Here is a 25766-nt window from a genome sequence, read left to right as displayed (position 1 = left end):
TATGAAAAGAATTTTGAGTATCCTTGCCCTTTGGGGCGTATCCAATATACCGAACTTCGCTTATGCACAAGGAGGAGAAGAAGTGCCCGGCTTTGTTTCTGTTCTGATTTATTTGGCGTATATTGCCATTGGCTTGGCAGCATTGCTGGCTATCTTCTTGCCTATCGTGACCAACCCCGACCCCAAAAAGCTGGCAAAAACCGGTATCGGTGTGTTGGTGCTGGGCGTGATATTCCTTCTTGGCTGGGCAATAGCTGGCTCTGATGTACCGGCTCAATTGGTAGAGCGTTTCGGCGTAACTGCTGGGGCTTTCAAACTATATGGAGGGGTTATCATCACCTTCTACATCTTGCTGGCAGTTGCTTTCCTTAGCATCATATTGACCGAAGTACTACGTACCCTTAGATAATCAGCATCATGGCAAAAAAAGAAAGACAAGCACCGGAGATTAGTGCAGGCGCCATGGCAGATATTGCCTTCCTGTTGCTGATTTTCTTCTTGGTGACCACCCAGTTCCCCGCCGAAGAAGGGATACCTATGGTCTTGCCTCCCAAGAAAGACCCCAATCAGGAACAGCTGCAGAAGGAAATCAACGACCGCAACCTCTTCAAAATACTGGTGAACCGTAACGACGAACTGCTGGTAGAGGATGAAATCATGGATTTGGCAAACCTGAAAGAGGCGGTGAAGCGTCATATTACTAACAACGGGCGCGACCCTAAACTTTCAGACAGCCCTCAAAAGGCGGTCGTTTCCATAAAAGTGGACCGTGGTACCAGCTACGATATGTACATCAAAGTACTGGACAGGGTAAAGCAGGCTTATCATGAAGCCAGAGCAGAAGCCTTGGGTATTACTGTAGAGCAATACTTGGCTATCAAAGAGGATAAGCTCCCGCCCGATATGAAACAAAAATATCAGCAGGTGAAGGAGCGCATCCCGATGATGATTTCAATTGCTGACCCGAATAAAAAGAAATAATCATGCAAGGGCATTTCAAGAAGAAAACAAAAGCAAAACAGGAGATACCCACGGCGGCACTACCCGATATCATCTTCATGCTCTTGTTCTTCTTTATGGTAACCACTCAGTTGAAGCCTGAGCAGGTACTTGTAGAGCAAGAACTGCCGCATGCAAGCCAAATACAAGAGGTAGATGACCCTACCGTGGTGAGTTATGTGTACATCGGACCGCCTATCAACAAAGCGGCTTTTGGTTCTGAGCCGCGCGTGCAGGTGAACGACGTGCTGCTCGAGCCTAATGCCATTGCCCCCTTGTTGCTGGAAGAGCAGGCTGCCTTGCCTTTGGAAAAACGTGCAAGGATGATTGTCTCGCTCAAAGTAGATAAGGATGTGAAAATGGGCGTGGTAAGCGACGTGACCAATACCCTGCGTGATAACGAATTACGTATGGTGTTGTTCAACGCGGTGAAGGCAAGTGCTTCAGAGCAATAGGAAGCTATATCATAACTTTTGAGGGAGCCTTTTGGGCTCCCTTTTTTATTCTAATCCATTTCGTTTTCGTTAGCTTTGTATGTATAGTAATTCCTGAAGTTATTTGTGAAATATCCAGGAAGGCTACGCTGTGGTTTTCCTCCGTTGTTTAATCTTTGCCAAGCAGATGGCGCTGCAAAAACTTTAAAGTCTTATCATAAGCTTGGGCGGTAGCTTCACTCTGATAATGAGGGTTGCTCGGGTTGGCAAAGGCATGGTCTGCGTCATAGCTATACACTTCTAATGCCTTGCCCGCTGCCTTCATTGCCTGTTCAAATGCCTTGACTACTTCCGGGTTAATCCAGCGGTCTTGAGTGGCAAAGATGCCCAACACTGGTGCCCGGAGGCTTTTCAATTTTTCTATGTTTTGCTCCGGCATGCCGTAATAGATGATGCAGGCATGCGCTTGCTTGCCAAGCATGAGCGCTGCTTGCATTGACCAGCCACCCCCAAAGCACCATCCGATGGTGGCAATATGGGCTTTCTTGCCTGCATATTGTGCAGCTCCACGAATGATGCTTCTTATCCGGGCTTCTTGTGCGCTTTGCATGAGTTGGGCAGCCTCTTCGCGTGTAGTGGCTACTTGGCGGTCATAAAGGTCCAATGCCAGTACATTTACTTTGCCTCCTAAGTCCTTGTATAATTTCTCCGCTTCTTTTTTGATATGGTCGTTGAGCCCCCACCATTCATGGAAGACAAAAAGCCATAGAGGCGAGGGCTTTTGGGCACGTAGCTCGTAGGCATGCGCTGCTTGTCCGTCTTCAACCGGAAAGGTGATGTCTTTGCCTATGTCGCTATTGTGTCGGTAGGGGAGAGGGATTTCGTGTTGGCTGTTGAAGCTTTTGTCGGAGGCGAAAGCAGCAAAGCTTCGAGTAGCACTTGTGCAACAAGCTGGCGTTTGGGCATAGAGCCCACTGCACAGCAGGCTTAAAATAAGTATTGTGAGCAGTCTATTCATAACTCTGTTCAATTTTGAATTCAATCAATTTAATACTTTATGCTGAAAATAAAAGTTTTTGAATAGAAATACTTGAACTTATTCCTTTCTTTTTATACCTTTGAATGAGAAGGTTTTTGTTCAAAAACTCGTATAGTGAGAAGGCACAATTTTTGAAGAGTTTTAACCTAAAAACAAAATGATGCGCAAATTCTGTTTTGTGGTTTTTTGTGTTGCAGGTACCCTTTGGGGTGCACAGGCACAACGAATTAATAGCGGAGGCGATTATTGGGCTATCTATGGCGGTTTGGGCGCCGCCAACTATTTCGGAGACCTGGCTCCGGACGATAACCCTGCCAGTACCAACATAGCCTATACCCGTCCCAGTGTAATGGCGGGCGTTGCACGCCGTTTTAATAGCCGCATGCAGCTTGAGGCAGAATTTGACTATCTGCGCATTATGGCATCGGACTTCAGAAATGCTGACCCTAATGACCAACAGCACAAATATCGCTACTTGCGCAATGCCAACTTCCGTAACGATATATTTGAACTGTCTGTGCGCTTGGCTGTTGACTTGATTCCTTCACGGGGGTATTTTTATCGCCGTCCCATGTGGCGTCCTTATGTATTTGCTGGGGTAGGGGCTTTCTATCATAATCCCAAAGGGATGACGCCCAATGGCGAATGGGTAGCTCTTCAACCGCTGCGCACCGAAGGGCAAGGATTGACACCGAACTATAACCCCAACCTGAAATATCCGAGCAAGCCCTACTCTTTGATTCAGTTTTCAGTGCCTTTTGGTGCTGGTGTGCGCTATAAGCTGAACGATAACTTCGATTTGAGCTTTGAGTTTGTATATCACTACACCTTTACTGATTACCTCGACGACGTAAGCGGCAACTATGCCGACCCTCGTGACCTCTTGGACCAAGTAGGTCCTTTGGCAGTGATAATGGCAAACCGCACCACCGAAACGCGTGACCCCATCACCGGCAAAACTCGCGACTTTCGACCAGTAGCAGACAGTATCGGCGGCTTGACTACCGACGAGCTGGGTAACCCCACAGTGGTAGGCTTCGGTAGAGGCGGTGACCAACGCGGAAACAGCAAGGAGTTGGACAAAGTCATCACCTTAGGTTTTAAACTTACCTATATCTTTGCCGGCAAGGTGCGCTGTCCTAAGTTCCGTTAATCTCTGCCGTTGTATCAAGGCGCTACCACAGGCATTTGGGTTTTGTCTCATTGAAAAAGAACACACTTACCAATGCAGAAATTAAATATACTTGTTTTTATTGTGTTGTGGCTGGCTGGCGCTGCCCCTTCTTACGGGCAGCGTCATGAGTTAGGTGCCGGTGTGGGCGTTTGGAATTACAAAGGCGAGTTGGCACCTTATATCAACTATCAATCGCCGCGCTTGGGTTTTTCGGTCTTGTGGCGTCAGAATTGGAATGAAGCCCTTTCCACGCGCTTGAGCTTTAGTTATGGAAACATCGAAGCCCACGACAGTGACCTAAATACCCCCTTGGCACGTCGTCGTCAATATAGCTTTCAAACAGAACTGACTGAGTTGGCAGCCATTTTAGAATATAATTTTTTTTATTACCGAAATCCCAGCCATTTTCAAGGCTGGAGCCCCTATTTATTGATGGGCGTTGCTGCTTTTCGCATGAATCCTGCTCAAAATATATCGCCAGATTATAGCCTTTACCAGCTGTCAGTGCCCATGGGGGTGGGCATGAAAGTGGTTTTGGGTAAACATTGGAATTTGAATGCTGAAGTTGGGGCTAGAAAGACATTTACAGACTACCTCGATGACCTCTATACCAATGAGCGGCTTCTACCTGTTCGCCCTGCTAAGTACTACACCGGCAACACCTATGACAAAGACTGGTACTTTTTTTCAGCAATTCATTTGACCTACACCTTCTACGCTAAGCCTTGCCCTTCTTTTTACAAGTTTTAAAATCGCTAAGAACAAATGCCAGATTCTTGCTAAATTGCAGCCTCTTAACGAAGCAAGAGACTGGGTACGGGCTTATTCCTAAGAATACAAACGAATGGTTTCATTAGAAGAAATTAAAAAACAGGCAGTGCCCAAGCATATAGCTATTATCATGGATGGTAACGGGCGCTGGGCTAAACAACGGGGAGCAGCCCGTGTTTTTGGGCATCAAAATGCTGTTGAGGCAGTGCGTGCAGCTGTAGAAGGATGCGGCGAAGCGGGGGTAGGGTTTCTTACCCTTTATGCCTTTTCTACAGAAAATTGGGCACGCCCTCGCCAAGAGGTGAATGCCTTGATGAGCCTGCTGGTATCTACTATACGCCAAGAGGTGAAAAAGCTGAATGAAAACAATGTGCGTCTGAAAGCCATAGGGCAACTGAGCGACTTGCCGCCGACCGCTCAACAAGAACTACAAGACGCCATAGCGCTGACGGCACATAACACCGGACTTACTCTCACGCTGGCGCTCAGCTATAGTGGACGCTGGGACCTGACTCAAGCCATGCAGCGCATGGCGGAGGATGTACGCTATGGACGCCTCCAACCCGAAGCCATTACTGCCGATACCATCGGGCGGTATCTTTCTACTTCCTTCATGCCAGAACCCGAACTGCTGATTCGTACCAGTGGCGAAATGCGCATCAGCAATTTTATGTTGTGGGAGCTGGCTTATACCGAGCTTTACTTTACGCCCATCTTGTGGCCCGACTTCCGCAAACAACATTTGTTTGAAGCCATTCGTTCTTTTCAACAAAGAGAACGGCGTTTTGGGAAAATCAGTGAACAAGTAAAATCAGAATAAAACAATGCAGCGTTTTTTGAAGAGTTTTCGGGTAGTTGTGTGCTTTTTGTGGCTGAGTGGCTTGGCTCATGCACAGAACCGCTCCGGCGAGTATGTCATTGCTGGCATCAATATTAGTGGTATCAAGTTTCTCGACAGCAATGCCCTGCTCAATATGGCAGGCTTGAAAGTAGGTGATACTTTGGAAATTCCCAGTACGCGCACAGCCACAGCCATCAGAAAGCTTTGGGAAACAGGGCTTTTCGGGGATGTGGAAATTACAGCTACCAAGTTTGAAGGCAACAAGGTCTATTTGAATCTGTATTTGCAAGAACGCCCTCGAGTATCACGCATTCAGTTTGAAGGGGTGAAAAAGGGCGATGCCGATAAGCTACAAGATAAAATCAAAGCCATCAAGGGCAAAATTATTTCCGACCCACTGGTGAAAAATGCCTTGATTACAGTAGAAAAGTACTATAAAGACAAAGGCTTTTATGCCGTGAAGGTCAATGCCACTCAGCCAAAAGATACGCTGCTCTCCAATAGTGTGATATTGAAGTTGAAAGTGGAAAGAGGTAAGAAAGTGAAGGCAGACGAAATTATTTTTGAAGGCAACCAAGCTGTATCGGACAAGCGCCTGCACCGGCGTATGAAAATAAAAGAAAAGCGCTTTCCGCGTATTTTTACCTCTTCGAAGTTTGTACCCAAAAAATATAAAGAAGACAAAGAGCGGATTATTAAGCTGTATGGAAAAGAAGGCTACCGCGATGCGCAGATATTGGAAGACTGCGTGTATTTTGTAAAGCCCAATCGGGTAAACATATACATGAAACTACACGAAGGACCGCAGTATCATTATCGCAACATCACATGGAAAGGCAACTTCGTGTATTCGGATGAATACCTGTCGCAGGTGTTGGGCATCAAAAAAGGGGATATTTATGACCGTGAAGAACTGGATAAACGCCTCAATTTTAGCTTGACAGAGCAGGACATCAGCTCCCTGTATATGGACAATGGCTATTTGTTCTTCCGGATTACCCCTGTGGAAACCAAGGTGGAGGGCGACTCCATTGATATCGAAATGCGTATTTATGAAGGACCACAGGCAACCATCAACAGCATTTTTATCAATGGCAACACACGCACGAGCGACCATGTGATTTTACGTGAAATACGTACCATACCAGGGCGTAAGTTCAGCCGCCGCGAGATTATACGTACCAATCAGGCACTGAGTCAATTGGGCTATTTCGACCCTGAAAAAATACAAATCGAGCCGGTTCCACATCTGGAAACTGGAACCGTGGATATTAATTACACCGTAGAAGAAAAACCCAGTGACCAGCTGGAACTTTCCGGTGGTTGGGGCGGTGGCATTGGCTTTGTTGGCACTGTGGGGGTTGTCTTCAACAACTTCTCCTTGCGTAAAGCTGGCAAGTTAAGCAACTGGCGCCCGGTGCCTGCTGGCGATGGGCAGCAGCTTGCCTTGCGCATCCAAGCCAACGGGCGTGCTTTTCAAACCTACTCGCTCACCTTTACCGAGCCTTGGTTGGGCGGTAAGAAACCCAATGCCTTCTCGGTCAACTTAAGCCACTCGGTGCAGCGTAATGTATTTAGAAACCGGGTGTTGGGGGGCTTGCAAGTTACGAGTGCTACTATGAGCTTGGGGCGACGTCTGAACTTCCCTGATGACTACTTCGTTTTGAGCAATGCCTTGAGTTTCCGCCAGTACACCATTGACAACTACAATGCGGGCTTGGGATACAACAACGGGGTTTCTCGTAGCATTACTTTTAGCACCACACTGGCACGCAACAGCATAGATAACCCTACTTTCCCACGCACTGGTTCGAACATATCATTGAGTGTAACCATGACACCGCCTTTCTCTCTGTTCGATAACATAGAAGGCAGAGCAAACTACGATGCCTTGAGCCCACAGGAACGTTTTAGATGGATTGAGTATCATAAATGGATGTTAGACGCCTCTTTCTTTACTCCCATAGTAGGCAAGCTGGTATTGAATACTCGCGCACACTTCGGCTTTTTGCAAACTTACAGCAAAGAAAAAGAGGTAGGACCTTTTGAACGCTTTATCTTGGGTGGTAGTGGCTTGTCGGGTTTCAATTTCTTGTTGGGTTCCGACATCATCGCTTTACGTGGTTATAAAGACCGCTCCATAGTTCCTTTCTCTACGGGGGTAAATGCCGGCACTGGTGGTACGGTATTCAGCAAGTATGTGATGGAGTTACGCTATCCGCTCTCGTTGAATCCGGCAGCTACCATTTTCGTCTTATCGTTTGTGGAAGCGGGCAACAACTGGGCAGATTTCGGGCGCTTCAACCCCTTCAATGTTTACCGCTCTGCTGGTATTGGGGCGCGGGTGCTCATGCCTGCTTTTGGTATGATAGGTATCGATTATGCAGTGGGCTTCGACGAGGTGCGCGGCGACCCGGGTGCCAATGGGGGGCAATTCCACTTTACCATCGGTCAACAAATACGATAAAGTATGAAGCCTTTCTTTTGCTTGCTCTTCTTCTTTGTCTGCCTGCATGTAGCTCATGCGCAGAAATTTGGTTTTGTGGATATCAATTTCATCTTGCGTAAGATGCCCGAATACCAACAAGTGCAACAAGACTTTGACCGCTTTGTGCAAAGAGCTACGCAAGAGATTGAAGCCAAATTCCAAGAAGTAGAGGAGTTGAAACGCAAATACAACAGCGAAGAGCTTTTGCTGACCGACGAAATGAAGCGCGAGCGCCTTGAAGAAATTGCAAAAAAAGAAAAGGAAGCGCGGGAGTTGCAGCACAAAACTTTCGGACACCAAGGGCTCATTTTCTTGAAAAAACAAGAATTATTGACCCCACTGCGTGAAAAATTAAACAAAGCAATAGAGCGGGTGGCTCGCCGGCATCAGCTGCAGGTAATTTACGACAAGTCGGGCGATTTTGTGGTGGTTTATCTCGACCCTCGCCACGATTACACCGATTATGTGCTTGAAGAGCTGGGATTGGGCGACCCAGAAGACAATCCTAAAGAAAGAGCGAACCGTTAATTTTGTATCTTTGGTATAGTTATTGAAATCCGTTTCAGCAATAAATAAAAAAGAAAGTTTATGATGAAAAAGTTTGTTGTATTCAGCGTTCTTTGCTTTGTGCTGTTTAGCGTTTCTGCTACCTTGGCTCAGCAAAAAATCGGTTATTTCGACCTGAACTACGTATTGCCTCAACTGCCTGACTTCAAAGTGGCTCAGTCTGAGTTGCAATCTTATCAAAACAAGTTGGAAGAAGATTTTAAAGCCAAGCAGCAAGAGTTGCAAGCCAAATATCAAAAGTATCTGAACGAAGGGGCTTCGATGCCCGAGCCTACCCGTCAAGCTTTGGAAAAAGAATTGGGTTCGTTGCAAGAGCAGTTGCAGGAGTTTCAATCCAGTGCAGCCGAATCTATTCAAAAGAAAGAAAATGCCCTTTTGGCACCCATCTATAAAAAAATAGAAGAAGCCATTGTGGCAGTGGCAAAAGAAAATGGCTACACCTACATTCTGCGTCGTGAGGCTTTGTTGTATGAGCCGGAGGATGGTGCTGGCGATATTTCTGACTTGGTGCTGAAGAAACTGGGCGTCAGTTCGGTAAAGTCAAAATAGAGTAACCCGTAATTTTTTTTCGAGGAGGGCTTATTGCCCTCTTTTTTTTATATTTACTTACGAAACTGCAAAGCAAGTTCTATGATTGTTATCTTTACTTTACTGCTGGTTGCCTTGTTGCTGTTTTTGTTAGAAATCTTTGTGATTCCCGGCACCAGCATCGCTGCCCTTCTTGCGTTGATGAGCTGGATTACTGCCGTGGTGTGGGCTTTTATGGAGTCGCCGGAGTGGGGAGCTGCCTTAACTGTAGGCAGTCTTTTGCTGGGCGCATTAGGACTTCGCTATTTCCCTACTTCGCACCTTCTCAAGCGCTTTAGTTTGAAAAGCTCGCTGCCCAGTGGCAAAGATACACCTGCCGAAATACCGTCTTATCTTGGCAGTGCTCTGGCTATCTCTGATTTGAAACCTTACGGACGCATAGAGTTGCCCAATGGCGGGCAGTATGATGCACGCTCATTGAGTGGCTATATTTCCAGCGGCAATGAAGTGGAGGTAGTCAAAGCTGAAAAAAAATATTATCTTGTAAGAGCCGTTCCCTCTTCAAAGGAACAAACAAGGAAATAGACCAATAAAAAAATAACCATATGGAAATTCTTGTTATAGTTGCAGTAGCAGTTGTTCTGTTCTTTATCTTCATCTCTTACTTCCCCATCAGTTTGTGGATTACTGCTCAGTTTTCGGGAGTAAGGATTGGTCTTTTGGATATGACTTTCATGCGTATTCGGCGGGTGCCCCCAAGGGTTATAGTAGATGCCTTGATTACTGCCGAAAAAGCAGGACTAAAAGGAATTACCAGCAACGACTTGGAATCGCACTACTTGGCAGGAGGGAATGTTCAAAAAGTCATCAGTGCTTTGATTTCTGCCGATAAAGCCAATATAGAGTTGAGTTTTGAGCAGGCAGCAGCCATTGACCTTGCTGGGCGTGATGTGTTCGAGGCAGTACAGATTTCGGTGAATCCTAAGGTGATTACCACACCTAAGGTGGCTGCAGTAGCCCAAGACGGCATTCAGCTGATAGCCGTGGCGCGGGTGACTGTACGCGCCAATATTCGCCGTTTGATAGGTGGGGCAGGCGAAGACACCATCCTGGCGCGTGTGGGCGAGGGCATTGTTACTTCTATTGGTTCTTCCAAGAGCCATAAAGAAGTACTGGAAAACCCCGATAAGATTTCAAAATTAGTGCTTTCTAAAGGCTTAGATGAAGGCACTGCTTTTGAGATTCTTTCAATAGACATTGCCGATATCGATGTGGGCGAAAACATAGGTGCCAAGCTGCAAGAAGACCAAGCCGAAGCTGACTTGAAAGTAGCCGAAGCCAAAGCCGAAGAGCGGCGTGCCATGGCTATTGCCTTGGAGCAGGAAATGAAAGCCAAAGCCCAAGAAGCACGAGCTGAGGTGATAGCTGCCGAAGCCGAAATACCCAAAGCCATAGCCGAAGCATTGCGTGCAGGCAACTTGGGCGTAATGGACTATCTGCGTATGCAAAACATACAAGCCGATACTTCTATGCGTAAAAGCATAGGAGGAATTGATACACCCCCGGATAACGACAAAAATCCTTACAACTAAGAGTGCGAAACAGTAGCCGGTAAAAAAGGAGCGTATCGGAGGAATGCGCTCCTTTTTGGTTTTTTTGCCTGTCGATGATTCGTTAATACAACTGTGAATGCTTTATGCTGCTTATTGCAGGCTTACGCGCGGGTCGATGATAGCGTATAGTATATCGACAATGAGATTGATGACTACGAAGATAGCTGCAATCACGATGGTGGCACCCATAAGCACCGGCAGGTCTAAGGTGCGCACTGCTTGTACAGTTTCATAGCCCAAGCCCTTCCAGTCGAAAATAAGCTCTACAAAGAACGCCCCGGACATAAGCGAAGCCAGCCAATTGGAAATCGCCGTAATCACAGGGTTCAAGGAATTGGGAAAGGCATGACGCCAGATAACCTGTCGGCGCGACAAGCCCTTGGCGTATGCCGTGCGTATGTAGTCTTGCGAGAGGGCATCGAGCATGGAGCTGCGTGTAAGCTGCACAATGATAGACAAGGGACGTATGCCCAGCGTCAATGCCGGTAAAATTAGGTTTTGAAGTTGCAGTTGCCGCCCATAATAGATGGTATCTACCCACAAGCTGCCCGTGCCGTTCAAGCCTATGTAGGGACCCAACTTGTATCCCAAATACAGAGAGATGAGACTTGCCGACACAAAGGAAGGCGTGGATATGCCTGCTACCGAGCCCCCAATAATAACATTATCGACCCAAGAGTTGGTATGGGTGGCAGCCCATACACCTAAAAAAATACCTACGACGGTGGCAAAAGCTATGGCTGCTATCGCCAAAACAATGGTGAGCGTTAGCTTCTGCAGGATAAGCTCGCTTACTGGGCGTTTGGTTTGAAATGAGCGACGCATATAGGGAGCCTTAAGCACAAGCACCTGCTCACCTACATGAAACAGAGGTACATAATCGTATTTCTCGCGCTCTTGGGGGGTATCTTCATGTATAGAAACAGGCGACAGGTCGCGTAAGTAGAGGTATAACTGTGTGAAGAGTGGCTTATCCAACCCCAGTTCTGCTTTGATTGCTTCCTTGGTCATAACATCGGTGCGTTGCCCGGCAATCATACTGACTGGGTCACCGGGCAGGGCATAGTAAAGAAGAAAAACCACAATGATTACCCCAAATATGACTAACACACCCTCCAGAAGATGTGTTATCACATAACGCCAAAATACTGGGTTTAGCAGATTATAGCCCCAGCCATAGCCTTTTTGTAAAAGTTTTTTTATCAGTTTCATACACCCAAAAATTCTATCCGCACGAACGATTTATTTTAGTTTACTTTGTAGCGTGTGGAAGTCTGGCAAAGCCCGGAAAGACCATTTGCCCTGTACACGACCTTCTTTGAGGAGCAAATACCCTGGATTGCTGCGCACCATCGTTTTGGCTACGGTGTGGTCTATGGATGCTACTGTCACCCGGTTCCAGCCGGCTTGCGTCAATACTTGCTGCAGAGCATTGGGGTCAGCTGGGCTTACTACTTTTACCTGTACTTGCGCCTCGAGTAGTGCATCCATGACAGTTTTGGCTTTGCTAAGTCTGCGAACCAGTGCCTCGTTGTCGTCGGTATTATGTATCACCACAAGGAAGCAGGTGCCGCGGAAAAGACTGTCGGTAATGTCATTTTCGCCCTCATATACTCTAAAATCTGTGATTTTGGGCAATGCTTCGGGGTTGAGTAGCTTCATATCCACGAAATGGTAGGTGGTGTCGGTAGGGTATTCCCGAAAGCGATACTGCTTGCCGTTTTTTTCCATGATGTATTCATACTCAAAAGGCGCCGAAGGCTTCATCAAAGAAGGGATATGATTGCCTACACGGTAGGGGCGGAAATCCAGAGGGGGTAGATAAGCGATGGCATACAATGCCAGCCCTACGCTTGCACCCATACTGCCCACAGTAACCAGTAAGCCCTTGCGGCTGGTGTGGCTTGGTAGGTTGGTTCTACGCAAAAACAAGTAGGCAATCATCAGCAATAAGACTACATCCTTGATGAAGGACTCTTTGGGGGTGAGTTTGATGGCATCGCCAAAGCAGCCACAGTCGGTTACTTTGTTGAAGAACCAAGAGTAAAAAGTGAGAAAGGTGAAAAACACAATCATTGCCAGCAGCGCAACGATGGCTTGGCGCCGCCGGTAACCACTGATGAGCATGACGCCCAGTATCACCTCCAGAGCGCTGAGCGTTACAGACAAAAAGAGGGCATAAGGAATCAAGCGCTCGAAGAAGAGGCTTGCCCAATTGTCTTGACCACTGCTCGGGCGCACATCTTGAGCAAATACCTCGAAGTATTCTTCCAGCTTAATTTGGGTACCTACCGGGTCGTTGAGCTTGATAAGTCCCGAAAATATGAACAGAGCCCCTACCAGCAGGATGATGAGCTTGTCAATCTTTTTCATCTGCTTTTAGTTTTATTAAGCAAAAGACAGCATAGTTGAGTATGTCTTGGTAGTTGGCTTCCACACCCTCCGACACGAGCGTTTGCCCCTGCTTGTCTTCTATCTGTTTGATTCGCAAGATTTTCATCAAAATGAGGTCGGTCATGGAGCTGACACGCATCTGCCGCCATGCTTCGTCGTAATCGTGGTTTTTACGGCGCAGCAATTCCCATGTAGCCTCTATTTGCTTGTCATACAAGCGGCTGATGGTGTCGTAATCCATATACAAGGGGGCATCGGGCGGCAAGGACAACTGAATAAGAGCCATCACACAGTAATTGATAATGCCAATGAACTCTTGTCTAATATCTTCTTCAATGGCTTGTGTACCTTTTTCTTGAATTGACCGTATGCGCTTGGCTTTGATAAATATCTGGTCAGTCAAAGAGCTGGGGCGCAAGATGCGCCAAGCCGTACCATAATCGTGATACTTCTTTTCAAAGACTTTTTTACATTCTTTGATGCTCTCTTTATATTCGCTTTCCGTATGCTGGAAAGAGGTATTTTCATGTTTTGGCATACACTCAATAATGCTGGTCATCGTTGTTTACACATGAATTTCTACGATTGTCAAAGATATGAATTTTTCAAAAACGCATCTTTCTATTTGTGTTCGTGGTCAGCTAAAAACCTTTGAGCGCCCGCAAGTGATGGGCATATTGAACGTAACGCCTGACTCTTTTTTTGACGGGGGACGCTATCGGCGCGTCGAGGAAGCGCTGCAACGCGCAGCCCACTTACTCAAAGAGGGGGCTGACTGGATAGACCTGGGCGGGTATTCGTCGCGCCCCGGAGCGCTGGACATAACGCCCGAAGAAGAAAAACAACGTGTGCTGCCTGTGTTGGAAGCATTGAAAAAAGAGTATGGCAGTAGGGTGTGCGTATCGGTCGATACTTTCCGTGTGGAGGTGGCTCGTGCGGCATTGGAGGCAGGTGCCGACATGATAAACGATATCAGCGGGGGCAACGAAGCCATGTGGGAGTTGGTAGCGCAGCACCGCGTGCCCTATGTGATGATGCACATGCGAGGCACGCCCCAAACCATGCAACAGATGACCGACTATCCGGAAGGCGTAACGCTGGAAGTATTGCGTTTTTTTTCGGAACGCATGCCACGCTGCAGGGCTTGTGGGGTGCATGACATCATCGTGGACCCGGGCTTTGGCTTTGCCAAAACACTTGAACAAAACTACGAGCTGCTGCGTAATTTATCATGTTTTCGGCAGTTGAGTGCTCCTATTTTGGTAGGGGTGTCGCGCAAGTCCATGATATACAAAGCACTTGGGATAACACCCGCTGAAGCGCTCAATGGAACCACTGCGCTCAATAGCTGGGCACTATGTGCCGGGGCATCAATTTTGCGGGTACATGACGTAAAAGAAGCCAAAGAAATTGTTACCTTATTCGACTACCTGAAGTTGTCTTAAATACAGAGTTGCTAAAACAGACTATGCTTTTACTTGCTATTGGTTTTTTAGAGATAAAGTTTGTTCATATCCTCGACATTCTGTTGGTGGGCTTTCTAATCTTTCGCCTTTACAAACTGGTGAAAGGCAGCATAGCCGTACCCATTCTGCTGGGTATCTTTTCGCTTTACATCGTCTATCTTATTGTAGATGCTTTAGGCTTGGAGTTGCTCAGCAGCATCTTGGGGCAGTTTTTAGGGGTAGGGGGCTTGGCTGCCATCGTTATTTTTCAGCCCGAGATACGTAAGTTTTTGCTTTTTATAGGGCGTAGTACCTTCAACAAAGAACGCCCGTGGATGTGGTGGCGCATAAAACAAGATAGCGGCTTGGACTTAGGCGCAATACTGGAAGCGGCTAAAGCCATGTCGGCAACCAACACGGGCGCTTTGATTGTACTGAGCCGGAGCAACGACTTGAAGTTCTATGCCGATACGGGCGACCGTCTCGATGCCCTGCTTTCGAAGCGTTTGTTATTGGCTATCTTCAATAAATACAGCCCATTGCATGACGGCGCGGTGATTGTGGGGCGCAATGGACGTATCATAGCGGCGCGTTGCATCTTGCCGGTTACTGAAAACGACCAGTTACCAGCGCAGCTGGGTTTGCGCCATCGCTCGGCAATAGGGCTCACCGAAGTGAGCGATGCGGTGGTGTTGGTGGTATCGGAAGAAACCGGACAGATATCACTGGTGGTGGATGGTAAAATATACCGTGACCTTACGTTGCAGGAGATGCGCAAAGTATTGAAAGCACTACTGAGCAGCAGCGGTTGGATAGAAAGCTCGGTTGATGAGTTGTTGGAGCAACAAGGAGCGCTCTCAGCTTGATTTATATGCTTTCATTAGCGGTCAGGAATACTGCTGCCTTCTAAGTCTTCAAAGGTAAACACTACTTTTTTGTGTGTTAGCTGTTCTATGAAAGGGCGCAAAACAAGCGATGCATTTTCTTTGGTTTGTTCCAGCAGCTGACTCTCTCGCGCTGCTTGTGCTATTTTCTCCTCTGCGCTACGGTAGCCGGCTTCCACAAGCCACGACTCGCGCACTGAAGCGAGCCATCCTACCCTTATGTCATACACACGCGAGCGCTGATGGTCTACTTTGACATAACATATTTCAGGACGGGGTAAATGCACCACTACCAGACTGTCGTTTTCTACAATATCCTCTTTTTTTATTTTTTGCAGGTCTATGCATCCTACCGCTTCGCCCGTAACGATAAGCAGGGCGCGGCTGTGCTCATATAGCCCTTGGCTCATCAGAAAACTTTCCAAGAGCGTTACCTCGGCGGGAGCTACCTCCACGATGTCTTTGAGTTGATAGCGTACCAGTTCAAGCTTGCCTATGCGCTTCACTTGTTCCAAAATCAAGTCGTGCTGGGCTTCGATAGGTACCTTGCCTTTGTACTGCCATTGCTGGCGTACCAACTCATACAGGGCAATGCTGGCAACCATAGAGAGCACTATAATGATGACTTGCCGCATGTTTTGATAGACTTTTTTAGTCCGCTAAATGTAATAAAAAAAGCGACACATATGTAGTGTCGCTTTCAGCTGTGGCAATGTGAATTTTTTTTAAGCGGTTTTACAAAATCAAGGAACTGCCTATTTCAACAAGCTCCACTTCAAAAATCAGGTCTTTGCCTGCCAAGGGGTGGTTGGCATCGATGGTTATGCTGTTTTCTTTTACTGCGGTGATTACTGCGGGAATCTGACGCCCGTCTGCCAAAGTAACGCCTATTTGTGCACCCTCTTCCATGGGAAAACCTTCGGGAAGTTCACTTTTCGGGAAGTCTGCAATCAGTTGAGGCAGTGGGTCGCCATAGGCTTCCTCTTTCGGTATGTTGATGACTTTTTTTTCACCTACTTGCATGCCTATTATACCGGCTTCAAAGCCGGGAATCATTTCTCCTTCGCCTAATTTGAATTCGAGAGGCTCACGCCCTTTCGAGCTGTCGAATACTTCACCATTGGTGAGTTTGCCTGTGTAGTGAACTTTCACTACATCGCCATTTTTTGCTGTACGCATAATTAAATGAAAATTTGATGGAAATAAATGTTGATAAGAATTACAAAGATACGAAAAAATATCGGCAAACACACACGATTGCCGGCAATAAATATGTGCTATGTTGCTCACAATTTTTTAACACAAGGTTCATGTTTTGTTGAAGATGCAGGCAACTAAAGTCTTTAGCTTTGTGGCATTTGTAATACCTAAAAAAACAAACGCTTATGCGCTTTTTTACACTTTACATTTACGTTTTGCTCCTTAGTTTTTTGGCGGCTTGTACTACTTTTGTTTCGCCTGTGTCGGTGCAGGAAACAAGCTACAGCGCACCTGCACGCGAAGACAACATGGCATTGGGCAACCCCAGTGGTGCTGGCACCGCCCATCATAACTACTTAATCAAGCGCCCGCAATATGCCATGTCGTATCACCGCTACCGAGCGACACCCAATTGGGTGAGCTGGCACTTGAACAAAGCATGGCTGGGCAGTGTATCACGCCAGAACGACTTCCGCACCGATACCTCTCTACCAGCTGACTGGTATCGTGCCAGCCCCAATGATTACCAATATAGCGGCTTTGATAGGGGGCACATGTGCCCTTCAGCCGACCGCACTGCCAGTGTGGAAGACAACTCCGCCACTTTCTTGATGACCAACATATTGCCACAAGCCCCCAACAACAACCGCCAAACGTGGGAGCAACTCGAGAGCTACTGCCGCCGCTTGGTCGATCAAGGCTATGAGCTTTATATCATTGCTGGCAACCGCGGTACGGGTGGTGAGGGCAGCAATGGTTATGCACGTACCATTGCCAATGGCAACATTACGGTGCCTTCTCATCTGTGGAAAGTGATAGTAGTACTTCCCGAAGGCTCCAATGACCTGAGCCGTATCAATACCTCTACCCGTACCATTGCCGTGATTATGCCTAACACGCAAGATGTGAATCAAAAACCGTGGACCGCCTACCGAGTATCTATCCGCGACGTAGAGCGGCTGACCGGCTACAACTTTTTGTCGAATGTGCCGCAGTGGATTCAAGATGTGATAGAAACAAGGGTAGATAACCAATATGTGGCACCCGAAGAATATGTAACTACTTTCTAATGCAACCTATCCGATTGATTTGCTCGCCCAACATCTTATCATAGGTTACAGGATAAGCCCCTTTGCCTTGCGAAGGGGCTTACTTTCTTTTGGGCTGCTTTGTTAAGCTGCCCCAGAGGATTGCTCTGCTTTTCTTTTTGTTCTTCATCTATGCGCGGCGCCTTGCCGCTTTTTTTGCTTTGCTTGCCCAGAAACCAACAGAGGGGAAGCCATCCATGAGCGAGGAGGGGATACTACTAAGACAGGACTTCGTGTAGGGCAGCTTGTACAAAAGCAACAGAACGTAGATTATATATCACGCTAAGCTCATCAAAGAGGCTGCTTTCTTCTATCAAAAAACGCAAAATTTTTTGAGGTGGCAGTTTTAAAAAAAGCTTACTGAAAAGCTCGGCGCCTGCCATGCGTTCATGATAGAGCACATTAAGGAATATGCGGTCGTAATGGCGAAAGCGCCATGCCGGACGGTAAGCCGGCGGTCTTTGGTTGTGGGCAAGGGCTTCAACGATTTGGCGGCAATGTTTTTGAATGAAGATAAAAGCATAGCCGCTGCTGCCCTTAGCACAACCGGCAGCCGTACCTATGGGTATAAGAGCCCCTTCAGGACGCCGGAAGCCTTGCGCAGCCATGGGAATTACGCCGAACTCTTTTTCTTTGATTTCCAAACTTTCGAGAACGCCATAGTGCTGCTCGATGTATGCCTTCAGTTCGTGGTCGTAGGTGCTGGATGGTAACAACTTCTTGCCAAAGATGGTGAATTCTACAAGCGCTTCCTTAGGCGAAAAAGGCAGGATGTACATAAAACGACTCTCGCCGCCTTGCGGAATACGGAAATCCATCAAAGTAGCCGTATGGGGGTCGAATATATCGTGGGGGGCATGCAATACGTAGCCTTTGAAATGCTGCAGAAGAAAAGGGTAGGGCAGTTCTGCGGGTTTTTGTGGCAGAAGGTAGCGGCTGTCGAAGACCCATTGGGCACGAAATTGCTTGCCGTCGTGTAGGGTTACCTCTCCTGCAGGGGTTGCCTCCGATACTTCCCCCACACAAAAGTCAATGCTGGGAGCCAAGTGCTCAAAGCAATAGCGGTAAAAGTCGATGCCACGAATCATGTAGTAGAAAAAGGGGGCAATAGAAAATTGGCGGCTGCCGTGCATGCTATGAAAAGCAAGCTGCTGCCACCGGCGGTAAATGACCTCATGGAAAGGGGGCGCTTCGGTAGTCCAAAAACACCAAGTGCGGTCGTTTCGTATTTTGTGCGCCTTGTCTATGAGTAGCACGCGTTTTTTAGATAGCTGTGGGTGCTGCGACAGACCGTAGGCAAGGCTGAGCCCTGCCGCCCCCGCTCCGATAATGATATAGTCGTAGCTTTGAGACATACTATCCTTTGGGAAAGTAAAGTATTTTTTTCGTTTCAAAAAATTCCTCTTCGAAGAAGTTCGACAGCTCAAAAATCTTGTAGCGCTTGCGTTTGAGTTCTTGTAGTTCTTCGGTGAGGTCTCCCCCTTTCAGCAAAAACCAACCGTTTTTAAATTTGTTGAAACTGTTAGGTGAAATTTTACTTTGTGTCCAGTTGTATATTTTTTTGGCGGGTGCCACTGCGCGGCTTACCACAAAATCGACCTCTACATTTACTTTTTCGGCGCGGTTGTGGTGGGGAGTTACGTTGTCGAGTTGCAGGGCTTCGGCGATGTGTTGTACGGCATTGATTTTTTTGCCGATAGAGTCAACTAAATGGAATTCTACCTTAGGAAACATGATGGCAAGCGGTATGCCGGGAAAGCCACCGCCGGTGCCCACATCCATTATGGTAGTCATAGACTTAAACGCAATGACACGCGCTATAGCCAGCGAGTGCAGTACGTGGCGCTCATAGAGGTGGTCAATGTCTTTGCGGGAGACTAAATTTATTTTTGTGTTCCATTCACGGTATAGAGGCTCTAATGCCTCGAAGCGGCTGCGCTGAAGGTCGTCTATTTCCGGGAAATATTTTGTGATGAGTTTCATGGGGTGTATTGGGTTGTGTATTTTTTGTGATGGCTTAGAGCCGTTGCGAGACGATGGGTAGTATTTGCTTCTTCCACTCATAGAAGTCGCCGGCGAGGATGTGCTCACGGGCTTGGTTCACCAACCAAAGATAAAAAGTAAGATTGTGCACACTGGCAATTTGTGCACCTAAAATTTCCTTGTTCATGATAAGGTGTCGCAAATAGGCTTTGCTGTAAAAAGTACTTACATAGCCGCCCAGTGGCTCATCTATGGGGCTGAAGTCTTCCTGCCATTTTTTATTGCGTATGTTGATGATGCCTTGCGTGGTGAAGAGCATACCGTTTCGGGCATTGCGGGTAGGCATTACACAATCGAACATATCGACACCCAAGGCAATGCATTCCAATAGGTTGGCGGGGGTGCCTACGCCCATCAAATAGCGAGGTTTGTCTTTGGGCAAGAGGTCGCATACCAGCTCAGTCATTTCATACATCAGCTCGGCGGGTTCGCCTACCGACAGCCCCCCAATGGCATTCCCGTCGCACTCGCATGCAGCCACAAATTCGGCAGAAGCTTGGCGCAGGTCTTTGTACACGCTGCCCTGCACAATAGGGAAGAGCGTTTGCTCGTAGCCATAGAGCGGTTCGGTTTCTTCGATGCGGCGGATGCAGCGCTTCAGCCATCGGTGGGTCATTTCCATCGACTGCTTGGCGTAGGCATAGTCGCAGGGGTAGGGGGTGCACTCATCCAACGCCATGATGATGTCGGCACCTATAGCCCGTTCTATGTCCATGACCTTTTCGGGAGTGAAAAAGTGCTTGCTGCCGTCAATGTGAGACTTGAAAAACACGCCCTCTTCAGTGATTTGTCGGTTCTCTGTCAATGAATAGACTTGATAGCCACCGCTATCGGTGAGGATGGGGCGTTTCCATCCATTGAAACGGTGCAAGCCGCCGGCTTTCTTGAGCAGCTCGATGCCTGGGCGCAAATAAAGATGGTAGGTATTGCCCAATATGATTTGCGCTTTGATGTCGTTTTCCAGTTCGCGTTGGTGTACTGCCTTGACGGTGCCGGCAGTGCCTACTGGCATGAAAATAGGGGTAAGTATTTCCCCATGGGGGGTAGTTATTTTACCGGCTCTTGCTTTGCTCTTCGGGTCTTGTGCAATTACTTCAAACTGCATGCTTTCTATGTATTCTTGGTTTATGGCGAGTGTTGAGAAAAGACAGAATCGGCTGATGGCTTTGACCAAACAAACGGGCATGCAATTTAGGAACTTTTTTGCCAATGCTTTTGCCTTTGTTTAAATTTCTATTTTTTTGCGTGCGGAACTACAACCTGCATCACTATGCATTGGACTTTCTATTTTATGTATGCTTTGGCGTCTTTGCTTGGTATAGGCATTCTGTGGCACCTGTTGAGCCTGTGGCTTGTGCGCCACCGTTCACGCCCTGCCGAAGGGGACGAGCTGCCCGGGGTGTCGGTGATAGTAGCTGCTCATAACGAGCTGCTCAATTTGCGCGAGCTTTTGCCCCTTTTATTGGCGCAAGACTACCCCCTTTTGGAGGTGATTGTTGTCGATGACCGCTCATGGGACGACTCTTATGAATATCTGTATTATTTGCAGGCAGAGCATCCACAGCTACGCGTGGTGCGTGTAGAGCAAACACCCGAACACATCACACATAAGAAATTTGCCATTACTATGGGGGTGAAGGCTGCTCGATATGATATTGTGCTGCTTACAGACGCCGACTGCCGTCCTGTTTCCAAACAGTGGGTGCGCTATATGGTAGCGCCTTTTATCCGGAAGGCAAAGCGGCAATTTGTTTTGGGGGCTTCTTTATATGAGCAGCGTTCGGGCTTTCTCAATGCACTGATTCGTTATGAAACGCTCTACACTTTATGGCAATATGCCACAGCAGCTTTGCTTGGCATGCCTTATATGGGTGTAGGGCGCAATTTGGCTTATCGCCGCAGTTTTTTCTTGAAAAACAAAGGGTTCGGACCTCATCAGCGCTTGGTCAGTGGCGACGACGATTTGCTGGTCAATCGCTTGGCAACAGCCAAAAATACGGCTTTGTGCCTGCATGCCGATGCCATTACCATAAGCAAGCCCAAGCAGCGCTGGCGTGACTGGTGGCGCCAAAAGCGCCGCCACCTGAGTGTGGGTAAATATTATAAGTTGCAAGACCGTGCCCTGTTGGCTTTACTTTTCCTATCTCATGTGAGTTTTTACGTGGCACTGGTGTGGGTCGTGATGCATATGCGGGGCGTGGCTTCTTTTGGTATTCTGCAGCTGATAGCGCTGGAAGTAGTTTTGCTGCTTGTCTTACACCCCCTTTGTCTATTTCTGTTGGCAAAAAAACTGCGCAGCTCGCTTCCAATTTTATGGTTGCCATTTTTAGATTTGTCCTACCTATTGTATATTAGCGTAATAGGACTATGGGCACTACTCACTAAAGTGGAAAAATGGAATTAGATAAATTTGCTTCAAAAGACTTCTCGGACAAAGCATTGCATGACTTTTCGCTGGTTGACAGAGCCTTGGAAGGCGACCAAAGTGCTTTTGCCGAGTTGATGGAGCGCTACAATCGCTCTTTGTTTCATATGCTTTTGAAGATGGTGCGCAACGTAGATGATGCCGAAGACCTGACTATGGAGGCTTTTGCCAAAGCCTTTAAGAACTTAGATAAATTCAAAAAAGACTTTACGTTCAGCACATGGCTTTTTCGTATAGCCACCAACAACTGTATTGACTTTATCCGTAAAAAACGCCTACAAACGACCAGCATCGAGGACTTTTATACCGACAAAGACGGCGAAACCTCCAATTTAGACATCAAAGACGACGGCTTGGACCCGCAGGAGGAGGTTATCAAAGTACAAAAAATTGAAATCATACAGGAATTGGTCAACAAGCTGCCTTCCAAGTATCGCCGTTTGGTGCGCCTGCGTTATTTCGAGGAACTGGCATATCAAGAAATAGCCGATGAACTTGACCTGCCTTTGGGTACCGTAAAGGCGCAGCTTCACCGAGCGCGTGAGCTCCTTTTCGACATGATTAAAGACAAAAAAGAGCTCATTTAACAATACACCTAAGGCATTTTTAGGAAATTTTCGAGCAGCTGACTCCCAGCTTCAGCGCTTTTTTCTGGGTGGAACTGCACAGCATAGAAGTTGTTTTTGTGTAAGCCGGCACTAAACGGCACGCCGTACTCACAGCGGGCGATGGCATAGCGTGGCTCCCACTCGGCATAGTAAGAGTGCACAAAATACATGTAAGCGGGTGCCTCTATGCCTATCATCAAGGGGCTGTGCAACTCTTCAATAGTATTCCAACCCACATGAGGGACTTTCAGGCTACCCTTGCGGTCAAAAGCTTTTACCTCTACATCGAAGATACCCAGACAGTCGGTATTACCTTCTTCCGAATGGCGGCACAGCAGCTGCAAGCCAAGGCATATGCCCAATACTGGCTGATGCAAGGAACGAATCACTTTGTCGAGTGCTTTGCTTTTGAGGTATTGCATGGCGCTGGAAGCCTCGCCCACCCCCGGAAAAATGACGCGGTCGGCACTGCGCAGCAGCTCGGCATTGTCGGTGATGATGGGCTCCACACCCAAACGTTGCAGCGCAAATACAACGGATTGTATGTTGCCGGCATTGTATTTTACAATAGCTACTTGCATGTTTTACAGACTGTGTACTATAAGCAAAGAAAAGCATTCTTTTTGGCACTTGCAATTGCCCGCTAAAACTTGATTTCGGCGGAAAATTTAATACCAAAAGGCTTGGCTTGCGGACTGTTGAGATAAGTCAGGCGGTGGAAGAAATCCACCCGGAAGAACCTGAAAATATTATCTATGCCGTAGCCTACCTCTACATAAGGCTTGTACAAATCCAACTTGGAAAAACCTTCTACGGGCTGTCCATCCTCCGTTTGTTGCGCTAAGAGCGCTTGGTTGCTTTCTCGCAAGCCACCCCATACGGCATTGAGCGAGCCTACCAGTCGCCATTCGAGCTTATCGTTGAGGCGTCTGATGAGCGGCAGTTTGTTCAATATGAAGCCTTCGAAATAGTGGGCGTAGTGTACGGCTATGAAATGGTCGCTTACAAACTCAAAGCCATTCATTTGGTTGAAAGCGCGCTCTATAAGGATAGGGGTGTTGTTGCCCAGATGTGTACGCAGTAGCGGATAGGGCACATCTGAGAAGATATAGCCGGCAGTGATGCTGTAGTTGGCATGCCCGATGCCTAACACATTGGCATTTTTTTGTGCCAATTCCAGATATACTTTTTGGTATTGAAAGTCGCCATTGAGTAGTCCTTTAAAACCGAAAATAGTCCACAGTGTGAGGCGTGGGTTGCGGTTGGCTATGTCTATCTCGTCGAAGTTGGCATCGCGTGTGAGCCGCACGGCTCGTTGCAGTCGTAGCATACCTATGATTTCGGTGGTATGAATGCTACTGTTGCGTGTTTGGGTGTCGGAGGGCGTAGGATAATAAGCAAAGGGGTAAAGCGGGTCTAAGGTGTTTTGCTGCAAAGTGAGTTGTGCGCGCACAAGTTGCGACAGGCGGCTGTCTATCCAAAGGCTATTGGCAGTGTGGAAGAAAGGACGCCGCCCAGCGAGGTCAAAAAAGCGGTTAGAAGCGATGAACAGCTCCGGCAGGTCGTTTCTTTGGTCTAACTGAATGAGCGGTTCTATGTCTGCCAGATGACGCAGCCCCACAATCGTAAAGCGTTTGCGGCTGAGCACATGATAAAGACGAAGGTCATACTTCCAGCGTTGGTCTTGAGTACCGTAAGCCACATAGCTTTTGAACATCCACTTGGGGCTCAAGTGGTAGTTGGTGCGCATGCCAAAGCCTATGCGGTGCCCTTCTATGTTGTTCCATGCATAATAGCGGGCATAATGCCCGAAGTCAATCCCTCCCTTGCGCAGATAACCGGTAGAAAGCACCTTGATGATGCCGGTGTAACGCTTGACAGAGGGCACCCGATTGAGGGTATCTATCAAATAGTGAATCTGCGGGCGAAAACCGATACTGTCGCCTTCCAAGGCGCGAAATGCCATGAGTTTTTCCTCCTGCACTTTGTTAGAGGGCAAATTGTTCTCTCTGATTTCATAAAAGCTGTTGGGATAGGTTTCGTTGAGGCGGTAGTTTTTGTAAAGAGAATAGGTGCGCGCCACGATGCTGGGAATGAGGTCGGTAAATTCCGATATTTCGACTTCAAAAAACATACTTTCTGGCAACCACACGCTACTCTGGGTGGGCGCCAACACTTGCTCAATGCTAAGTGAGCGTACAAAATTGATGTTGGCATTGGGGGTAATATGCAGTTGCACTTTGCGCAGGGCATAATCCTCTTTGGTAATCCATATTCTGCCGGTAAAGGCTATGTCTTCTTCACGCAGGGGAATTACCTTCAATTGGTAGCAGACATATCCGCCTACTTCGAGGCTATCTTCCAGTTCATAGTCATATACCAAGCGCCAGCCATTGGCTAAAGGAGAAGGAAAGTATTTGCCCAGTATATTGATTTGATTGCGGTAAAAGTTGTAGTCCGTAAGATAGGTGTTGGAAAGGATATTTTGCAGGGTGGGCGCATCTTCTATACCTATTCCCGACAGTTGTTGGGCTTCAATGTCTTCGCGGCGTTTGTAGGGCGAGTGTTTCATATATACCCGGCTCACTACTTCGTTGACAAGTACGGGAATGAGCGTATCACCTTCGGTGGTGCGTAGCATATCGTAGCCAGCAGCTACCCGGCGCATGTCTTTTACAAAACGCAGTTTGCTGATGCCTTTATCGCTGCTTTTAACATAGCCCTCAATGCGGTTATATGATTCGTATTCGTAGGCTTCTAATTGGCGCTTGTCGTGTTGCTTCTTACGTTTGATGGCTTCACGTATGATACGGTAAGCCGGGTTTTCGCCGGGGGTTATCACGACTGCCGCAAGGCTGAGCACATCGGGTTTCAGGCTAAAAGCTAAATTCGTTTGCGACTGCGCTTTCAGTAGGGGGTATTCTATGGTTTGGTAACTAATGAACTCAATGAGCAAGGTGTCGCGCACAAACTCAAAAGTAAGGACAAAAGTGCCATTTGCATCGGTGGAGGTGCCTATATAGGGGTGGTTTTTCAAATACACATTACAGGCAGGCATGGGCAGACCGTTTTCGCCATCTATTACTTTTCCCCGCAAGGTGATTTGCTGCGCCATACTACTAAACGAAAGCAGGCAGGTAAGCCCCCCCCACACAGGCAGCCACAAAGAAAGTTTGCGTAAAAGTTTACTCATAGCTATCAGCCTTTAAGGCTTTTTGCCGATTT

Annotated in this window: 27 protein-coding genes; 16 read left to right on the top strand and 11 right to left on the bottom strand. The window is 47.5% G+C overall.

What is annotated here, in order from left to right:
* Position 1 precedes the first annotated feature (1 nt).
* Genes FHS56_RS06600 through FHS56_RS06590 form a run of 3 tightly spaced genes read left to right on the top strand, consistent with a single transcriptional unit; the run spans position 2 to position 1454 of the window.
* Positions 2–409: a hypothetical protein gene (locus tag FHS56_RS06600; protein WP_166919108.1), complete on the top strand. Its 408-nt coding sequence runs from the start codon at positions 2–4 to the stop codon at positions 407–409.
* An 8-nt stretch (positions 410–417) separates the two neighbouring features.
* Complete coding sequence (locus FHS56_RS06595) at positions 418–981, top strand: ExbD/TolR family protein (RefSeq protein WP_166919107.1); 564 nt, start codon at positions 418–420, stop codon at positions 979–981.
* Between the two features lie 2 nt (positions 982–983).
* Positions 984–1454 (top strand): ExbD/TolR family protein, encoded by a 471-nt coding sequence (locus FHS56_RS06590; RefSeq protein WP_166919106.1) that lies wholly within the window; start codon positions 984–986, stop codon positions 1452–1454.
* 148 nt (positions 1455–1602) lie between these two features.
* Here FHS56_RS06590 and FHS56_RS06585 read toward each other — a convergent pair whose 3' ends face one another.
* Entirely contained in the window at positions 1603–2451 is an 849-nt protein-coding gene (locus FHS56_RS06585) for a dienelactone hydrolase family protein (RefSeq protein ID WP_166919105.1), read from the bottom strand.
* Positions 2452–2629: 178 nt separating this feature from the next.
* Between FHS56_RS06585 and FHS56_RS06580 the strand changes: the two genes are divergently transcribed.
* The 8 genes from FHS56_RS06580 to floA all read left to right on the top strand — a co-directional run bounded on the left by FHS56_RS06580 (position 2630) and on the right by floA (position 10433).
* Positions 2630–3625, top strand: a complete 996-nt coding sequence (locus FHS56_RS06580) for an outer membrane beta-barrel protein (protein ID WP_166919104.1) — start codon at positions 2630–2632, stop codon at positions 3623–3625.
* A gap of 72 nt (positions 3626–3697) precedes the next feature.
* Entirely contained in the window at positions 3698–4396 is a 699-nt protein-coding gene (gene porG, locus FHS56_RS06575; protein WP_166919103.1) for a type IX secretion system protein PorG, read from the top strand.
* 94 nt (positions 4397–4490) lie between these two features.
* Positions 4491–5237 carry an isoprenyl transferase gene (locus tag FHS56_RS06570; RefSeq protein WP_166919102.1) on the top strand — a complete coding sequence of 249 codons (747 nt, stop codon included), beginning with the start codon at positions 4491–4493 and terminating at the stop codon, positions 5235–5237.
* A 4-nt stretch (positions 5238–5241) separates the two neighbouring features.
* On the top strand, positions 5242–7725 hold the full coding sequence (bamA, locus tag FHS56_RS06565) for an outer membrane protein assembly factor BamA (RefSeq protein ID WP_166919101.1): 2484 nt from the start codon (positions 5242–5244) through the stop codon (positions 7723–7725).
* A 3-nt stretch (positions 7726–7728) separates the two neighbouring features.
* Positions 7729–8274 carry an OmpH family outer membrane protein gene (locus FHS56_RS06560; protein ID WP_166919100.1) on the top strand — a complete coding sequence of 182 codons (546 nt, stop codon included), beginning with the start codon at positions 7729–7731 and terminating at the stop codon, positions 8272–8274.
* Positions 8275–8334: 60 nt separating this feature from the next.
* Complete coding sequence (locus tag FHS56_RS06555) at positions 8335–8862, top strand: OmpH family outer membrane protein (protein WP_166919099.1); 528 nt, start codon at positions 8335–8337, stop codon at positions 8860–8862.
* An 81-nt stretch (positions 8863–8943) separates the two neighbouring features.
* The gene (locus FHS56_RS06550; RefSeq protein ID WP_166919098.1) at positions 8944–9426 is read left to right on the top strand and encodes an NfeD family protein; all 483 of its coding nucleotides are present in this window, start codon (positions 8944–8946) and stop codon (positions 9424–9426) included.
* A gap of 20 nt (positions 9427–9446) precedes the next feature.
* A complete protein-coding gene (gene floA / locus FHS56_RS06545; RefSeq protein WP_166919097.1) occupies positions 9447–10433 on the top strand; it encodes a flotillin-like protein FloA in 987 nt (328 codons plus the stop codon).
* Positions 10434–10544: 111 nt separating this feature from the next.
* On the opposite strand, the gene FHS56_RS06540 is transcribed toward floA, so the two are convergent.
* The 3 genes from FHS56_RS06540 to FHS56_RS06530 are packed head-to-tail and all read right to left on the bottom strand — an operon-like array spanning position 10545 to position 13407.
* A complete protein-coding gene (locus tag FHS56_RS06540) occupies positions 10545–11666 on the bottom strand; it encodes an ABC transporter permease (protein WP_166919096.1) in 1122 nt (373 codons plus the stop codon).
* Between the two features lie 30 nt (positions 11667–11696).
* On the bottom strand, positions 11697–12827 hold the full coding sequence (locus FHS56_RS06535) for a BT_3928 family protein (RefSeq protein WP_166919095.1): 1131 nt from the start codon (positions 12825–12827) through the stop codon (positions 11697–11699).
* Positions 12814–13407, bottom strand: coding sequence for a DUF1599 domain-containing protein (locus FHS56_RS06530; RefSeq protein ID WP_243844174.1), 594 nt, complete (start codon positions 13405–13407; stop codon positions 12814–12816). The genes FHS56_RS06535 and FHS56_RS06530 overlap by 14 nt, the downstream gene beginning before the upstream one ends.
* A 37-nt stretch (positions 13408–13444) precedes the next feature.
* Here FHS56_RS06530 and folP point away from each other — a divergent pair, with 37 nt between their 5' ends.
* Entirely contained in the window at positions 13445–14293 is an 849-nt protein-coding gene (folP, locus tag FHS56_RS06525) for a dihydropteroate synthase (protein WP_166919094.1), read from the top strand.
* A 23-nt stretch (positions 14294–14316) separates the two neighbouring features.
* Entirely contained in the window at positions 14317–15159 is an 843-nt protein-coding gene (gene cdaA / locus FHS56_RS06520; RefSeq protein ID WP_166919093.1) for a diadenylate cyclase CdaA, read from the top strand.
* Between the two features lie 14 nt (positions 15160–15173).
* Here cdaA and FHS56_RS06515 read toward each other — a convergent pair whose 3' ends face one another.
* On the bottom strand, positions 15174–15812 hold the full coding sequence (locus FHS56_RS06515) for a DUF4230 domain-containing protein (RefSeq protein ID WP_166919092.1): 639 nt from the start codon (positions 15810–15812) through the stop codon (positions 15174–15176).
* A gap of 100 nt (positions 15813–15912) precedes the next feature.
* Positions 15913–16356: an FKBP-type peptidyl-prolyl cis-trans isomerase gene (locus FHS56_RS06510; RefSeq protein WP_166919091.1), complete on the bottom strand. Its 444-nt coding sequence runs from the start codon at positions 16354–16356 to the stop codon at positions 15913–15915.
* Between the two features lie 206 nt (positions 16357–16562).
* Here FHS56_RS06510 and FHS56_RS06505 point away from each other — a divergent pair, with 206 nt between their 5' ends.
* Positions 16563–17447, top strand: a complete 885-nt coding sequence (locus tag FHS56_RS06505) for a DNA/RNA non-specific endonuclease (protein ID WP_166919090.1) — start codon at positions 16563–16565, stop codon at positions 17445–17447.
* A gap of 236 nt (positions 17448–17683) precedes the next feature.
* On the opposite strand, the gene FHS56_RS06500 is transcribed toward FHS56_RS06505, so the two are convergent.
* Genes FHS56_RS06500 through tgt form a run of 3 tightly spaced genes read right to left on the bottom strand, consistent with a single transcriptional unit; the run spans position 17684 to position 20613 of the window.
* A complete protein-coding gene (locus tag FHS56_RS06500; RefSeq protein ID WP_166919089.1) occupies positions 17684–18820 on the bottom strand; it encodes a lycopene cyclase family protein in 1137 nt (378 codons plus the stop codon).
* 1 nt (position 18821) lies between these two features.
* On the bottom strand, positions 18822–19448 hold the full coding sequence (gene rsmG / locus FHS56_RS06495) for a 16S rRNA (guanine(527)-N(7))-methyltransferase RsmG (protein ID WP_166919088.1): 627 nt from the start codon (positions 19446–19448) through the stop codon (positions 18822–18824).
* 34 nt (positions 19449–19482) lie between these two features.
* Positions 19483–20613 carry a tRNA guanosine(34) transglycosylase Tgt gene (tgt, locus tag FHS56_RS06490; RefSeq protein ID WP_166920149.1) on the bottom strand — a complete coding sequence of 377 codons (1131 nt, stop codon included), beginning with the start codon at positions 20611–20613 and terminating at the stop codon, positions 19483–19485.
* A 165-nt stretch (positions 20614–20778) separates the two neighbouring features.
* Between tgt and FHS56_RS06485 the strand changes: the two genes are divergently transcribed.
* Both FHS56_RS06485 and FHS56_RS06480 read left to right on the top strand, forming a co-directional pair.
* Complete coding sequence (locus FHS56_RS06485) at positions 20779–21912, top strand: glycosyltransferase (protein WP_166919087.1); 1134 nt, start codon at positions 20779–20781, stop codon at positions 21910–21912.
* The gene (locus tag FHS56_RS06480) at positions 21903–22520 is read left to right on the top strand and encodes an RNA polymerase sigma factor (protein WP_166919086.1); all 618 of its coding nucleotides are present in this window, start codon (positions 21903–21905) and stop codon (positions 22518–22520) included. The genes FHS56_RS06485 and FHS56_RS06480 overlap by 10 nt, the downstream gene beginning before the upstream one ends.
* A gap of 8 nt (positions 22521–22528) precedes the next feature.
* On the opposite strand, the gene hisH is transcribed toward FHS56_RS06480, so the two are convergent.
* Both hisH and FHS56_RS06470 read right to left on the bottom strand, forming a co-directional pair.
* Positions 22529–23122, bottom strand: coding sequence for an imidazole glycerol phosphate synthase subunit HisH (gene hisH / locus FHS56_RS06475; RefSeq protein WP_166919085.1), 594 nt, complete (start codon positions 23120–23122; stop codon positions 22529–22531).
* Between the two features lie 62 nt (positions 23123–23184).
* Positions 23185–25734, bottom strand: a complete 2550-nt coding sequence (locus tag FHS56_RS06470) for a DUF5686 and carboxypeptidase-like regulatory domain-containing protein (RefSeq protein ID WP_166919084.1) — start codon at positions 25732–25734, stop codon at positions 23185–23187.
* Positions 25735–25766 lie beyond the last annotated feature (32 nt).

It is taken from the genome of Thermonema lapsum, from assembly GCF_011761635.1.
In the GTDB taxonomy this organism is placed as follows: Bacteria; Bacteroidota; Bacteroidia; order Cytophagales; family Thermonemataceae; genus Thermonema; species Thermonema lapsum.
Note: the sequence above shows the minus strand (reverse complement) of the source record. Positions and strands in the feature narration are given on the sequence as shown.